Source organism: Ancylobacter sp. G4_0304 (assembly GCF_047501495.1).
Lineage (GTDB): Bacteria > Pseudomonadota > Alphaproteobacteria > Rhizobiales > Xanthobacteraceae > Ancylobacter.
Window position 1 is genome coordinate 1 of the sequence record NZ_JAZDRM010000019.1, and the last position, 14,741, is coordinate 14,741.

Genomic DNA, 14,741 nt, shown 5'->3' on the forward strand with positions numbered 1-14,741 from the left:
AGCCCGCCCCGGCAGCGCCCGCCCAGGCCCCGGCGCAGAACCAGTGGATCGGCACGCCCGCGCCCTCGACCGGCGGCTTCTCGCAATAAGCAGGTGAGAAGGACGAGGCGTGAGCGCTCACGCCTCGTCGAAATGGCCCTTGCGGATGCGCCGGACCACGGCCCAGATCGACAGCACCACCAGCGGCACGCCGAGCGCCGTTGCGACCCCGACATCATAGTCGAGGCCCATGGTCTGCGCCTTGTGGTGCAGGCCCTCCAGCACATAGTGCAACAGGCTGATCACGTAATAGGAGATCGCCGCCACCGACAGCCCTTCGACTGTCTGCTGCAGGCGCAGCTGCATGCGGGTGCGCTCGTTCATCGAACGCAGCAGGTCGCGGTTCTGCTGCTCCAGCTCGACATCGACGCGGGTACGCAGCAGGTTGGCGGCGCTGGTGAGCTTCAGGGAGAGATTGGCCTGGCGCTGCTCGATCGCCTGGCAGGTGCGCATCGCCGGCTGCATGCGCCGGGCGAGGAACTGCGCCCAGGTCGGAAAGCCGGAGACCGGCCGCTCCGCGATAGTGCGCAGGCGCAGACCGACGATCTCCTCATAGGCCCGGCTGGCGCCGAAGCGGAACAGCGAGGCCGCCGCATCCGCCTCCAGCTCGGCGGCGAGCGTGGTCAGTTCATCCAGCAGCTTGTTGTTGGCCGCCAGCCCCTCGGTGTTCTTCATCTCCTCGGTGAGCGCCCCGAGCCGCGCCTCGATATGGGCGACCTTGGGCGCGAGGCGCTGCGCCTCCGGCAGGCCGAGCAGCGCCAGCGTCCGATAGGTCTCGATCTCCAGCACACGCTGCACCAGCGCGCCGGCCGCGTCGTCGGTCATGCCGCGGTCACGCACCAGAATACGCACGAAGCCGGACGGGTCGGGCTGGAAATCGGTAGCGATCTCGGCGAAGCCGTCCTCGACATCCGAGCGCGCAAGGCTGGCGCGGTCGAACAATCGGTCGAGCGGCAGCGCGTCGGCGGTGTCGGTGACGAGGTGCAGGTCAGCCGCCACCAGCAGCGGACCGGGCTGCGGCATCTGCGAGAGCGTGGCGGCGAAACTCGCCGAGGAGGGCTGAAACGGCAGGCCGCCCTCCATCAGGTCCTCGGCCGGCAGCTCCCAGGTATAGGTGGTGAATTCCGCGTGGCTTTCCCAGCGCAGCACCGCCCCGCCGAACGTCACGCGATGATGCTTGGCGTCCGCCGCTGGCCCGGCATGGCCGCGCGCGGCGCAGAACGCGGCGAAGGCGGAGCGGTCGGCGCGGGCGGCGTCACGGTCCACCAGGAAGGCGACGTGCAGGATGCGCGCGGGGGTCGAGACCGAGACGAAGGGCCGGGCGTGAAGCTCCGCCAGCACCGGCGCGCGCAGCGGATGATCGGTGAATCCAAGGGCCAGCATCGAGGGTGGGGCGGTCTCGCTGGACGACACGATGTTGCCTCCTGATCACAGCTCTCGCGGCACGCCAGCCGCCGGTCGGGACGGGGGAACCATCCACCGGCCAATCGGTTGCATGAGCGGTGGCGGGGTGGCAACCCCCGTCCCGGGTCGCGAGCTGTGGCCAATTGGCATCAGCCGCGCGACAAGTCCGAAGTGATTCAAAATTCGTTTGCCATGATCAACAGGGCAGATGCATGAAGACAGGTGGGTTTTTCGGGATTGGCGACATGACCAGATTCGCGCGGGCGTTGTGCCTTGTTGTTCTCTCCGTTTTCGCCCTCGCCCTTGCTGTGCCGAGTGCCTCTGCCCAGTCGAAGAGCACGCAGCCACAGCCGCGTGTCTATCTGCTGCGCGGCCTCGCCAACATCTTCTCGCTCGGCATGGATGACCTCGCCGCGAAGATGAACCAGCAGGGCATCAAGGCGAGCGTCCACTCCTATTCCGACTGGCAGGTGCTGGCCGATTACGCGGTCGAGCAGGCGCAGGCGAACGGCACCAAGCGCCGGCCGCAGCCGGTCATCATCATCGGCCATTCGCTGGGCGCCGATGCGGCGGTTTATATGGGCAACAAGGTCGGCGCCGCCGGCGTGCCGGTCCCGCTGGTCGTGACCTTCGATCCCGTCACCCCGACCATCGCCTCGGCGCGGATAGGCCGTGTGGTGAACTATTACAAGCCGGGCGGCGCGGGGAAGGCGGTCTCCGGCCCGCGGGTCGAGAATGTCGACCTCACCTCCTCCGACACCATCGGCCATTTCAACATCGACAAGGTGGCCTCGCTGCATGCCAAGGTCATCGCCATGGTGAAGCAGCCGGTCCGTCCGGTGCGCAAGCCGCGGCCGGCCGCCCCGCCCCCGGTGGCGACGCCGACCGCGCCTGCCATCACCCCTGCCGCTACCCCCGCTGCCACGGTGCCTCCGGCGCCTGCCGCCACCCCGGCTCCCGCCGCCGCCGTGTCGCCCGCGCCGGCTCCGACGGAAACCGCCGCGGCTCCCGCTGGCACCGTCAACTGAGGCAGACCGGCCGACCTCAAATGCAAAAGCCGCTCTCCCTGACCGGGGAGAGCGGCTTTTGCCTTTCAAGCACGCTTACATGGCTCAGGCTGGCGTGACGGTGAACACCTGGAAGGTGTGCATGTCGCCATCTTCATCGCGCAGCGACACATATTCGCCGGGCACGAAGGCATGGTCGGCGAAGCGATAGCCGGTCTCGTCGTCCTCGGTGTCGCCCTCTTCATAGTCGAATACCCAGCTCGCGCCGTTCACGCCGCCGGCGCGGTGCACCAGCCGGCCCTGCTCGGGCGCGTCGTTGCCCCAGAACCGCTCCACCGTGCAGGCCGCGCGCACCGCGCGCCAGGCGTCCAGGTCGATATGGCCGCTCTCATCCAGTGGAGCCACGAATTCGTAGCCGTGGCGAGCGCTGCCCTCGGGAAAATCCTTGGAACGCGCCAGATGCAGCCGGATGCGGCTGAGAGCGGGTGCGGTATTGTCGGTCATGCCTGTCTCCCTGGACCAAGGAGGGCCCGCCGCCGGCGGAATCAGCCGGCGCATCGGCGCCCTGCGACCGGTGGTGTTCCGGCCTTGTCGGCAGCATTCTTGCCGTCCCGAAGGTGCCCGCCGCCTTGATCCGGCGCAAGGGTCTCGCGGGCCGCGCCCGTTCCATGCATCGATGGTCTAGTTTTTTTACCATATCGCGCGTAAAGGCTTTTCCCTAGAATGGATCGAAACGGTCGTTCAGGCCGGAACGACGACAGGGAGAACGCCATGTCCGCGCTCGTGATGCCGGAGCTCAAGGCCGACGTGCTGGCCCGGCGGGCCGAGATCATCGCCGATCTGCGCGCCATCGTGCCCGGCGAGGGCGTAATCGACGCGGTCAACGAGATGCGGCCCTATGAGAGCGACGGCGTGACCGCCTATCGCCAGCTTCCCCTCGCGGTGGTGCTGCCCTCGACCACGGAACAGGTCTCGAAGGTTCTCGCCTATGCCCACGCCAACGGCATTCCGGTGGTGCCGCGCGGCGCGGGCACCTCGCTGTCGGGCGGCGCGCTGCCGCTGGCCGACGGCATCCTGCTCGGCATGGGCAAGTTCAACCGCATCCTCGACATCGATTTCGAGAACCGCACCGTCACCGCCCAGCCTGGCGTCACCAATCTCGGCATCACCAATGCGGTGGTGCATAACGGCTTCTACTACGCGCCCGACCCGTCCTCGCAGATCGCCTGCACCATCGGCGGCAATGTCGCGGAGAATTCCGGCGGCGTGCACTGCCTGAAGTACGGCCTCACCACCAATAATGTGATGGGCGTCGAGATGGTGCTGATCACCGGCGAGATCGTGCGCATCGGCGGGCAGCACCTCGATTCCGGCGGGCTCGACCTGCTCGGCCTGATCGTCGGTTCGGAAGGGCTGCTCGGCGTCGTCACCGAGGTCACGGTGCGCATCCTGAAGAAGCCGGAAACCGCGCGCGCGGTGCTGGTGGGCTTCCCCTCCTCCGAAGCGGCGGGCGCCTGCGTCGCCGCCATCATCGCCGCCGGGATCATTCCGGGCGGGATGGAGATGATGGACAAGATGATGGTCCACGCCGCCGAGGCCTTTCTCGGCGTCGGCTACCCGCTCGACGTCGAAGCCCTGCTCATCGTCGAGTTGGACGGGCCGGAAGCGGAGGTCAACCACCTCATCGACCAGGTGGCGAAGATCGCCGACGGCCTTGGCTGCATGACGCTGCGCGCCTCCACCAGCGAGGAGGAGCGCATGGGGTTCTGGGCCGGACGCAAGGCGGCATTCCCGGCCGTGGGCCGCATCTCGCCGGACTATCTGTGCATGGACGGCACCATCCCCCGCAAGGCGCTGCCGCTGGTGCTGACCCGCATGGAGGAGATGTCCGCGAAATACGGCCTCAAATGCGGCAACGTCTTCCACGCCGGTGACGGAAATCTGCATCCGCTGATCTGCTACGACGCCAACAAGCCCGGCGAGCTGGAAAAGGCCGAGGCGTTCGGCGCCGACATCCTGCTGCTCTGCGTGGAAGTCGGCGGCGTGCTCACCGGCGAGCACGGCGTCGGCGTCGAAAAACGCGACCTGATGGGTTCAATGTTCAACGAGATCGACCTCGCCCATCAGCAGCGCCTCAAATGCGCCTTCGACCCGGATTCGCTGCTCAATCCCGGCAAGGTGTTCCCCCAGCTCCACCGCTGCGCCGAACTCGGCAAGATGCATGTGAGCGGAGGCAAGCTGCCGTTCCCGGACATTCCGCGGTTCTGAGCCGGGCGGCACGGATGGCGGGCGCAGCAGACATGACGATGGGTAATGCGACAACGCGCAAGGCGCTCGCCAATGCGCGCGGGCGCTGTACTCTCAAGGCTTCCGGCCTCGCCGGGAGCCGGGGCGGGAGGCGTCGGCTCCCTCTCCCCGCTCCAGCCCTGATGGCGGCCCGCTCATGACCACCTTGCTCGCACGCAATGCCACCGTACTCGTCACCATGGACGGCGCGCGCCGGGAGATTCCCGGCGGCGGACTGTTCGCCCGCGACGGGCGCATCGAGGCCGTCGGCCCCAGCGAGACCCTGCCGGCGACCGCCGACACGGTGATCGACCTTTCCGGCCATGTGGTGATGCCCGGGCTGGTGAACTGCCATCACCATCTCGACCAGACGCTGACCCGCAACCTGCCGGCGGCGCAGAACACCAACCTGTTCCGCTGGCTGCGCGCGCATTACCTGATCTGGGCCGCGCGCACGCCGGAAGCCTCGCGCACCGCGACGCTGGTAGGTCTTGCAGAACTTGCCCTCTCGGGCTGCACCACGGCGTTCGACCACGCCTATGTGTTCCGCAATGGCTGCAAGGTCGACGACCAGATCGGGGCCGCGCGCGAGATCGGCATGCGTTTCATGGTCTCGCGCGGCTCCATGTCGCTCGGCCAGTCGCGCGGTGGCCTGCCGCCGGATTCTTGCGTCGAGCAGGAGGACGACATCCTCGCTGACTCCGAGCGGGTGATCGGCGCCTATCACGACCCGAACCCCGGCTCGATGCTGCAGATCGCGCTGGCGCCGTGCTCGCCCTTCTCGGTTTCGGCCGAGCTGATGCGCGAGAGCGCGGCGATCGCCCGCCGGCACAAGGTGAAGCTGCACACCCATCTCGCCGAGACCGTGGATGAGGAGCGCTACACGCTTGAGCGTTTCGGGAAGCGCCCGGTCGCTTACATGGACGAGCTGGGCTGGCTCGGCGACGATGTGTGGTTCGCCCATGCGGTGCATGTGAACGACCATGAGATCGGCTGCTTTGCCGGCTCCGGGGTCGGCGTCTGCCATTGCCCGTCCTCGAACATGCGGCTCGCTTCGGGCATCGCGCCGGTGATGAAATATCGCCGCGCCGGGGTGAAGGTCGGCCTCGGCGTCGACGGCTCGGCCTCGAACGACGGCAACCACATGCTCGGCGAGGTGCGCCAGGCCATGCTGCTGGCGCGGCTCCAGATTTCGCTTCGCCCGCCGGAAGGCCCGGACACCGAACTCTCCACCTCCGACCCCTCGCGCGATGCCGAATGGATGACCGCCCGCCAGGCGCTGGAGCTCGGCACGCTGGGCGGTGCCAGCGTGCTCGGCCGCTCGGATATCGGTGCACTGGCCCCCGGCATGTGCGCGGACTTCTTCGCGGTGAAGCTCGACGATGTCGGCTTTGCCGGCGGCCTTTCCGATCCCGTCGCCGCGAGCGTGTTCTGCGCCCCGGCCCGCGCCAACTGGACCGTGGTGAACGGCCATCCGGTCGTGGCCAATGGCGCCATCACCACCATCGACCTGCCCGCCATCGTCGCCGAGCACAACCGGCACGCCGCGCGGCTGGCCGCCCTATCGGAGTGAAGCTGAGACCATGAGCGACCGTCTGTGCCCTAGAGACGAGGCCGAAGTCGTCGAGACCGTGCGCTGGGCGATATCGGAAGGCCGCACGCTCGACGTGGCCGGCTCCGGTTCCAAGCGCCGTCTCGGCCGGCATATCCAGACCGATGCCACGCTGGACCTGTCGTCGCTCACCGGCGTCACGCTCTATGAGCCCGAGGAGCTTGTGCTCAGCGCCCGCGCCGGCACGCCGCTCCGCGAGATCCGCGAGCTGGTCGCCAGCTCCAAGCAGATGCTGGCCTTCGAGCCGATGGATTACGGCCCGATCTTCGGCACGCCTGCCGGTGGCGGCACGCTGGGCGGCATGCTGGCAACCAACCTCGCCGGCCCGCGCCGGCCGAGCGCCGGTGCGGCGCGGGATCATGCGCTGGGCCTGCGCGCCGTCTCGGGGCGCGGCGAGGCGTTCAAGGCCGGCGGGCGGGTGGTGAAAAACGTCACCGGCTACGACCTGCCGCGCGGCCTTGCCGGCTCCTATGGCACGCTCGCGGCCTTCACCGAGTTGACCATCAAGGTACTTCCCCGCCCGGAGACGCAGGAGACGCTGCTGATCCTCGGCCTCGACGAAGCGGCCGGCGCCAGCGCCATGAGCGCGGCGGTCGGCTCCTATTACGACGTCTCCGGCGCCGCCCACCTGCCGGCCGAGATCGCGGCGATGATACCCGCCGTGGCCGAGGCCGGCACCTCCGTCACCTGCCTGCGGCTCGAAGGTGTGCTGCCCTCCATCGTCCATCGCCGCGCCAAGCTGGAGGAGATGCTCGGCGCGCGCGGCACGCTGGGCTTCCTCACCGCGGAAAACTCCACCGCTCTGTGGGAAGCGGTGCGCGACGCGCTGCCCTTCACCCGCGACATCGGCCGTGCGCTGTGGCGCGTCTCCACCGCCCCGATGGCCGCCCCCAAACTCGGCGCCGCCATGCGCGCGCTCGGCGCCGCTTGCTTCTACGACTGGACCGGCGGGCTGGTCTGGATCGAGCTGCCGGATGGCGAACCCCGCGCCGAGGCGCTGCGCACGGTTCTGGGCCCGCTCGGCGGCCACGCCACGCTGATCCGCGCCTCTGACGCCGCGCGCGCCGCGCTCGACGTGTTCGAGCCTCTCGACGCAGTGACCGGCGCGCTGGTGACGCGGATGAAGAACAGTTTCGACCCGAGCCGGGTGCTGAACCCCGGCCGCATGTATGCGGGAGTGTGAGGCGCCATGCAGACCAACTTCTCCCTGGCGCAGCTCGCCGATCCGCATGTGGCCCGGTCTGAGCAGGTTCTTCGCGCGTGCGTCCATTGCGGCTTCTGCACCGCGACCTGCCCGACCTATACGCTGCTCGGCGACGAGCTGGATTCGCCGCGCGGGCGCATCTACTTGATCAAGGACATGCTGGAGAACGGCCGGCCGGCGACGGCCGAGGTCGCCAAGCATGTCGACCGCTGCCTGTCCTGCCTGTCCTGCATGACCACCTGCCCCTCGGGCGTGCATTACATGCACCTCGTCGACCATGCCCGCGCGCATATCGAGGAGACCTACCGGCGCCCGTTCATGGATCGGATGATGCGCGCCCTGCTGGCGCAGGTGCTGCCGCATCGCGGCCGCTTCCGCCTTGCCATCGCCGGCGCCATGGTCGCGCGGCCCTTCGCCGGCCTCATCGGCGCAATCCCCGGCCTCGCCCCGGTGGCGGCGATGCTGAAGCTCGCCCCGGCACGTCCGGCTTCGCGCTCGGCCAGCGAGGGCGAGCGGCACTTCCCGGCCGCCGGCCCGCGCCGCGCGCGCGTCGCGCTGCTCGACGGCTGCGCCCAGCCGGTGCTGCGCCCGGAGATCGATGAGGCGGCTATCCGCCTCATGACCCGCATGGGCGTCGAGGTGGTGCGGCCCAAGGGCGGCGGCTGCTGCGGTTCGCTGACCCATCACATGGGCAAGGACGGGCCCGCGCTCGCCAATGCCCGCGCCAATGTCGACGCCTGGTGGCGCGAGATCGAGGGCGAGGGGCTCGACGCCATCATCATCACCACCTCGGGCTGCGGCACCACGATCAAGGATTACGGCCACATGCTGCGGCTGGAGCCGGCCTATGCCGAGCGCGCGGCCAAGGTCTCGGCGCTGGCCAAGGACATCAGCGAGTTCCTGGTAGAGCGCGAGCTGCCGGTTCCGGTGATCGATGCCGGCACCCGCGTCGCCTATCACTCGGCGTGCTCGCTCCAGCACGGGCAGAAGATCAAGACCGCACCGAAGACGCTCTTGCAGCGCGCGGGCTTCACGGTCCTGGAGCCGGCGGAAGGGCATCTGTGCTGCGGCTCGGCCGGCACCTACAACATCCTGCAGCCGGAGATCGCCGGGCGGCTGCGCGCCCGCAAGGTCGCCAATATCGAGCGCACCGATCCGCAGATCATCGCCGCCGGCAATATTGGCTGCCTGACACAGATCGGCGGCGGTACGGCGATCCCGACCGTGCACACGGTCGAGCTGCTGGACTGGGCGACCGGCGGCCCGAAGCCCGACCATCTCGGCGAACTGAACGCCGCCGCGTGAGCCGCCGGCCGGAAGCGAACGACATCCGCTGCCTCTCCGCGTTGCGGTAAGGGTCTTCGACGCGCCGCTGAGGTCCGACGCCACGCCGACACGGCCATTGCCGGGTGACGCCGTCCTGCGCCGGGGGCTATCCTCGACGCGCCCGTCGTCAGGATTCGCGTCATGCCACTGCCCCGCCTTCTCATGCTGTCGCTCGGCGGCACCATCACCATGACCGCCAATGCCGGCGGCGGCATCGCGCCGACGCTTGGCGCGGAGGATCTGATCGCCGCCGTGCCCGGCCTCGGCGCGGTGGCGCGGATCGAGGCGCGCTCGCCGCTGCGCCTGCCAAGCCCCTCGCTCGCCCTCGACCATGTCGTGGCGGTGGCCGCCGAGATTCGCGCGGCCTTCGCCGAGGGCATCGATGGCGCTGTGGTCATCCAGGGGACCGATACGATCGAGGAGACCGCCTTCGCGCTCGATCTGCTGCTGCCCGGCGACCGGCCGGTGGTGGTGACCGGGGCCATGCGCGGCCCGCAATCGCCCGGCGCGGAAGGCCCCGCCAATCTGCTGGCGGCCGCCCAGGTCGCGGCCTCGCCCGAAGCACGCGGGCTCGGCGCGCTCGCCGTGCTCAATGACGAGATCCACGCCGCCCGCTTCGTGCGCAAGGGTCACACCGCCCTCACCTCGGCCTTCGTCTCCGACAATGGCGGCCCGCTCGGACTGGTGGCCGAGGGCCGGGTCCGTCTTTTCTCCCGCGTTGCCCCGCTCGATCTGCCCGCGCTCGACGCCATCGACGGCGCATTGCCGGCGGTGGCGCTGGTCAAGATCGCCATGGGCGATGACGGCCGTCTGCTGCGCGCCGTGCCGCAGCTCGGCTTTTCCGGCGTGGTGATCGAGGGAATGGGCGCCGGTCATGTGCCGGCGGGCATGGCCGATCTGGTCGGCGAGGTCGCCGCCACCCTGCCGGTGGCGCTCGCCACCCGTACCCTATCCGGGCCGGTCTTCACCAACACCTATGGCTATGCCGGCTCTGAGATCGATCTGGTGGGACGCGGCGTGATGCCCGCGGGCTTTCTCTCGCCGGTCAAGGCGCGGCTGCTGCTCACGCTGGCACTGGCCGCGCGGCTGGACCGCGAGACGATCGCCCGCGCCTTCAAGGCGTTCGGCTGACGCCGCTCACGGCGCCGGCGCGACGTTCCAGCTTGAGATCACGCGGGTCCCGGGGTGGCTCGGGTCGAAGCCGAGAATGCTGTAGGTCGCGGTGCCGAGCATGAAATGCTGCGCCTCGATCAGTTCAAGCCCGATCCAGCGCGTGACGAGGCTGCGCCCGAGATGGCCGTGCGAGAACAGCGCGACGGTCCCGCTCAAGCCGCTCAGCTTCGCGATCAGCCGGTCGCAGCGCGCGGTCATGTCGGCGACCGATTCGCCGTCCGGGCAGCCGTCTCGGAAGATTTCCCAGGACGGCCATTCCTTGCGGATGTCGACCGAGCGCCGGCCCTCGAAAGCGCCATAGTCCCATTCCGCCAGATCCGGCTCGGTCTCGATGGGCAGGGCGATTCCGGCGAGTTCCGCGGTACGCCGCGCGCGGATGCGCGGGCTGCACAGCACCCGGTCGAAGGTGATGGCGGAAAGCGGGGCGACCAGCCGGCGCGCCTCCTCCTCGCCGCGCGCGGTCAGCGCGATGTCGGTGTGCCCGGTGTGCTGGCCGGAGAGCGACCATTCGGTCTCGCCATGGCGGATGAGGTAGAGGCGGAGCGGCGTCGGCATCGCAGGAAGACCTCGCAAGGCCCGGAACAGTCCGGGCGGCCCGGGATTCTAGAGCGATTCCGCCAGAAAGCACCGGGCAAACAAAACGGGGCGCCACAAGGGCGCCCCGCTGGATAGGTGAGATGTCAGGCCGATCACTCGGCGCCGGCTTCCGCCTCTTCGCCCTTCTTGGCTTCGAGGTCCTCGCCGGTGGCCTGGTCGACCACCTTCATGGAGAGGCGGGTCTTGCCGCGCTCGTCGAAGCCGAGCAGCTTGACCTTGACCTTGTCGCCTTCCTTGACGACGTCGGACGGCTTGGCGACGCGTTCCTTGGCGAGCTGCGAGACGTGCACGAGGCCGTCCTTGGCGCCGAAGAAGTTCACGAAGGCGCCGAAATCGACGACCTTGACCACGGTGCCTTCATAGATCTGGCCGACTTCCGGCTCGGAAGCGATCGACTTGATCCAGTTCAGCGCGGCCTTGATCGATTCGCCCGAGGCCGAGGCCACCTTCACGGTGCCGTCGTCCTCGATGTTGATCTTGGCACCGGTCTTCTCGACGATCTCGCGGATCACCTTGCCGCCCGAGCCGATCACTTCGCGGATCTTGTCGACCGGGATCTGGATCACCTCGATGCGCGGAGCATGCTCGCCGAGCTCGGAGCGGGCGCCGGTCAGCGCCTTGCTCATCTCGCCGAGAATGTGGGCGCGGCCATCCTTCGCCTGGGCGAGGGCGACCTTCATGATCTCCTCGGTGATGCCCGCGATCTTGATGTCCATCTGAAGAGCGGTGACGCCCTTGTCGGTGCCGGCCACCTTGAAGTCCATGTCGCCGAGGTGATCCTCGTCGCCGAGGATGTCGGAGAGCACGGCGAACTTTTCACCCTCAAGGATGAGGCCCATCGCGATGCCCGCCACCGGACGGCGCAGCGGCACGCCGGCATCCATCAGCGCCAGCGAGGTGCCGCAGACGGTCGCCATGGAGGAGGAGCCGTTCGACTCCAGGATCTCCGAGACGGCGCGCAGCGTGTAGGGGAACTCGTGCGCGGGCGGCAGGATCGGACGGATGGCGCGCCAGGCGAGCTTGCCATGGCCGATTTCGCGGCGGCCGGGCGAACCCATGCGGCCGGTCTCGCCGACCGAGAAGGGCGGGAAGTTGTAGTGCAGCAGGAAGCGCTCCTTGTAGGTGCCTTCCAGGCTGTCGATGAACTGCTCGTCCTCGCCGGTACCGAGCGTCGCGACCACGAGGGCCTGCGTCTCGCCGCGGGTGAACAGCGAGGAGCCGTGGGCGCGCGGCAGCACGCCGACCTCGGAGACGATCGGACGGACGGTCCGGGTGTCGCGGCCGTCGATGCGAACCCCCTCATCGAGGATGGTCCAGCGCACGATCTTGGCTTCAAGCTCCTTGAGCACTTCGCCGAGGACCTGCGCGTCCGGCACGTCCTTGCCTTCGGCGGCAAGGGCGGCGTAATGCGCCTTGGCCTTCGACTTGGCAGCGCCGACCGCGTCGTAGCGGTCCTGCTTGCGGGCGATCTTGTAAGCGGCGCGCAGCTCGGCCTCGATCAGGCCGCGCAGCTCGGTTTCCAGCGCGGAATGATCCGGCGCACTGAAGTCGCGCGGCTCCTTGGCGGCCTTCTCGGCGAGGCGGATGATCGCCTCGATCACCGGCTGGAAGTGGCGGTGGCCGAACATCACGGCGCCGAGCATCACTTCCTCGGGCAGTTCCTTGGCTTCGGATTCCACCATCAGCACGGCGTCGGCGGTGCCGGCGACCACGAGGTCGAGCGCGGATTCCTTAACCTCGTCGACGGTCGGGTTCAGCACGTACTCATTGTCGATGAAGCCGACGCGGGCGCCGCCGATCGGGCCCATGAACGGCACGCCCGACAAGGTGAGCGCGGCCGAGGCGGCGACCATGGCCACCACGTCGGGATCGTTCTCGAGATCGTGCGACAGCACGGTGACGACGACCTGAGTGTCGTTCTTGTAGCCTTCCGCGAACAGCGGGCGGATCGGGCGGTCGATCAGGCGGGAGACCAGCGTCTCCTTCTCGCTCGGGCGGCCTTCGCGCTTGAAATAGCCACCGGGAATGCGGCCCGCGGCATAGGCCTTTTCCTGGTAGTTGACGGTCAGCGGGAAGAAGTCCTGGCCGGGCTTGGGCGCCTTGGCGGAGACGGCGGTGGCGAGCACGGTGGTGTCGCCATAGGTCGCGAGCACGGCGCCATCAGCCTGGCGCGCCATGCGGCCGGTCTCGAGGACGAGCGTGCGCCCACCCCAATCGAGTTCCTCGCGGTGAATATCGAACATGTCTGTCTCTGGCTTTCCGAAACGAAGGCCATGGGCAAGACGGCGAGAGGCTCGCTAAAGGGGTTGAGGGCGCGAGCCTCCGGCGATCCTGCCATGGCCGCCGCTTCTCATCGGACGCGGCGAGCCCCATGCCCGCCACTCGTATCATTTCGCCCCGCCGGATCATCCGGTGGCGGCGAAGCAGAAACGGGCGGGCCCGGCACGACGCCGGACCCGCCCGCGAAACTCAGCGGCGGATGCCCAGCCGCTGGATCAGGGCCTTGTAGCGGCCTTCCTCGGTCTTCTTGAGATAGTCGAGAAGGCCGCGGCGGGCGGAAACGAGCTTGAGCAGGCCGCGACGGGAATGGTTGTCCTTGGCGTGGCTCTTGAAGTGCTCGGTGAGGTTCACGATGCGCTCGGTGAGGATCGCGACCTGCACTTCCGCCGAGCCGGTATCGCCCGGCTTGGTGGCGTATTCGGTGATGAGCGCCTGCTTGCGCTCCGCAGTGATCGACATCGGTCTTCCTTTCGATTGTCATGACGATAGAAGCGGCGGCGCGCTTCGGCATTGATCATCTTGACGATGAAACGCCTGTCGCCGCCTTGTCCGCCGTTCGGCCGGGCCGGGATGTCGTCCAGCACGGTCGAAGCATGGCGGATCGCGCGGACACATGTCCGCAACGCGCCGGCACCATACACGAAAACGCCACCGTGGCTAGCGCGATGTGAGCAACCGCGCGGGGTTCACGCCGTCGGCACGGTGCCGCCGTCGATGACATATTCGGCGCCGGTGATCGCGCTCGCGCGCGGCGAGACCAGGAAGGCGATGAGATCGGCGACCTCGCGCGGGCGCGCCGGCCGCCCGAGCGGAATGCCGCCGAGCGCGCGCATGATGATCGCCTTGCCGCCGTCATAGTCGGTGCCGGCTTCGGCCGCCAGCCGCTCGGCCAGCGCCATCGCCGCCTCGGTCTCCACCCATCCCGGCGCAACCTGCACCACGCGCACGCCCTTGCCCGCCACCTCTTTGGACAGGCTTTTGCTGTAGATCGCGAGCGCGGCCTTCGCGGCGGCATAGGCGGTGGTGGATTCCGGCAGCGGCAGCCGGCGCTGGATCGAGGTGACGTGGACGATCACCCCGCCGCCCTGTGCCAGCATGCCGGGCAGCAGCGCGCGGTCGAGCCGAACCGCAGGCATCAGATTGAGGTTCAGCTCGGCGAACCAGTTTTCGTCGGTCAGCGCGGCGACGCCGCCGGCCGGAGCGGAGGAGCCGCCCAGCACGTTGACCAATATGTCGACGCCGCCGAACCGTCCGTTGACCTCCCGCACGGCGGCGGCGCAGCCCTCGGCCGTGGCGAGGTCGGCGGCGATGTGATGCACGCCCTCGGCCGTCGGCTCCTCCGGCACATGGCGCGCGGTGGCCGCCACCATGGCCCCGGCCTCCCGCAGCGCTCGTACCACGGCGGCGCCGATGCCCTTGGTGCCCGCGGTGACCAGCGTGCGGCGGCCTTGCAGCTCCAGATCGAACGTCATGGCACGATCTCCAGCGCGGCGAGGGCCTCTCCGGTCAGTACGAAGCGGTAGGTCAGCTCGACCGGGCTGCCGGGGAAGTCGCCCGCGACGCGGGCGGTGACGATGACGCAGCCCTCCTGCTCGCGCCAGCTCACCGGTTCGGACGTGTAGTTGTAGCGGGTCGACGCCGCCTCTTTCCATTGGCGGATCGCGTCGTGGCCGACATGACGATGGCCCTCGTCGCGCACTTCGCCCTGTGGCGTGAAGCAGCGCGCCACCGCCTCGGGGCCTTGCGCGTCGGCGCGGAAATAGGCAAGGACCGGCGCGGGAAGGGCAGCGTTCATGGCGGGAGCCTCCGGTTG

The 14,741-nt window shown here is 68.9% G+C and carries 13 protein-coding genes; 6 read left to right on the forward strand and 7 right to left on the reverse strand.

Annotation, left to right across the window (positions count from 1 at the left end; translation table 11 throughout):
• Positions 1-117 precede the first annotated feature (117 nt).
• Positions 118-1,422 (reverse strand): DUF3422 family protein, encoded by a 1,305-nt coding sequence (locus VRZ77_RS12240; RefSeq protein ID WP_414593010.1) that lies wholly within the window; start codon positions 1,420-1,422, stop codon positions 118-120.
• A 266-nt stretch (positions 1,423-1,688) separates the two neighbouring features.
• Between VRZ77_RS12240 and VRZ77_RS12245 the strand changes: the two genes are divergently transcribed.
• A complete protein-coding gene (locus VRZ77_RS12245; RefSeq protein ID WP_414592938.1) occupies positions 1,689-2,471 on the forward strand; it encodes a hypothetical protein in 783 nt (260 codons plus the stop codon).
• 84 nt (positions 2,472-2,555) lie between these two features.
• Here the strand turns inward: VRZ77_RS12245 and VRZ77_RS12250 are convergent, their stop codons facing one another.
• On the reverse strand, positions 2,556-2,954 hold the full coding sequence (locus tag VRZ77_RS12250) for a hypothetical protein (RefSeq protein WP_414592939.1): 399 nt from the start codon (positions 2,952-2,954) through the stop codon (positions 2,556-2,558).
• 267 nt (positions 2,955-3,221) lie between these two features.
• Between VRZ77_RS12250 and VRZ77_RS12255 the strand changes: the two genes are divergently transcribed.
• The 5 genes from VRZ77_RS12255 to VRZ77_RS12275 all read left to right on the forward strand — a co-directional run bounded on the left by VRZ77_RS12255 (position 3,222) and on the right by VRZ77_RS12275 (position 10,009).
• Positions 3,222-4,718 carry an FAD-linked oxidase C-terminal domain-containing protein gene (locus VRZ77_RS12255; RefSeq protein WP_414592940.1) on the forward strand — a complete coding sequence of 499 codons (1,497 nt, stop codon included), beginning with the start codon at positions 3,222-3,224 and terminating at the stop codon, positions 4,716-4,718.
• Between the two features lie 175 nt (positions 4,719-4,893).
• Entirely contained in the window at positions 4,894-6,309 is a 1,416-nt protein-coding gene (locus VRZ77_RS12260) for an 8-oxoguanine deaminase (protein WP_414592941.1), read from the forward strand.
• A 10-nt stretch (positions 6,310-6,319) separates the two neighbouring features.
• Positions 6,320-7,531: a glycolate oxidase subunit GlcE gene (glcE, locus tag VRZ77_RS12265; RefSeq protein WP_414592942.1), complete on the forward strand. Its 1,212-nt coding sequence runs from the start codon at positions 6,320-6,322 to the stop codon at positions 7,529-7,531.
• 6 nt (positions 7,532-7,537) lie between these two features.
• Positions 7,538-8,857 carry a glycolate oxidase subunit GlcF gene (gene glcF / locus VRZ77_RS12270; RefSeq protein ID WP_414592943.1) on the forward strand — a complete coding sequence of 440 codons (1,320 nt, stop codon included), beginning with the start codon at positions 7,538-7,540 and terminating at the stop codon, positions 8,855-8,857.
• A 162-nt stretch (positions 8,858-9,019) separates the two neighbouring features.
• A complete protein-coding gene (locus VRZ77_RS12275) occupies positions 9,020-10,009 on the forward strand; it encodes an asparaginase (RefSeq protein ID WP_414592944.1) in 990 nt (329 codons plus the stop codon).
• A 6-nt stretch (positions 10,010-10,015) separates the two neighbouring features.
• On the opposite strand, the gene VRZ77_RS12280 is transcribed toward VRZ77_RS12275, so the two are convergent.
• The 5 genes from VRZ77_RS12280 to VRZ77_RS12300 form a co-directional block, all read right to left on the reverse strand.
• On the reverse strand, positions 10,016-10,606 hold the full coding sequence (locus VRZ77_RS12280) for a histidine phosphatase family protein (RefSeq protein WP_414592945.1): 591 nt from the start codon (positions 10,604-10,606) through the stop codon (positions 10,016-10,018).
• Positions 10,607-10,740: 134 nt separating this feature from the next.
• On the reverse strand, positions 10,741-12,891 hold the full coding sequence (gene pnp / locus VRZ77_RS12285) for a polyribonucleotide nucleotidyltransferase (RefSeq protein ID WP_414592946.1): 2,151 nt from the start codon (positions 12,889-12,891) through the stop codon (positions 10,741-10,743).
• Positions 12,892-13,117: 226 nt separating this feature from the next.
• A complete protein-coding gene (rpsO, locus tag VRZ77_RS12290; RefSeq protein ID WP_241619614.1) occupies positions 13,118-13,387 on the reverse strand; it encodes a 30S ribosomal protein S15 in 270 nt (89 codons plus the stop codon).
• 227 nt (positions 13,388-13,614) lie between these two features.
• On the reverse strand, positions 13,615-14,400 hold the full coding sequence (locus VRZ77_RS12295; protein ID WP_414592947.1) for an SDR family oxidoreductase: 786 nt from the start codon (positions 14,398-14,400) through the stop codon (positions 13,615-13,617).
• Complete coding sequence (locus VRZ77_RS12300; protein WP_414592948.1) at positions 14,397-14,723, reverse strand: nuclear transport factor 2 family protein; 327 nt, start codon at positions 14,721-14,723, stop codon at positions 14,397-14,399. The genes VRZ77_RS12295 and VRZ77_RS12300 overlap by 4 nt, the downstream gene beginning before the upstream one ends.
• Between the last annotated feature and the right edge of the window lie 18 nt (positions 14,724-14,741).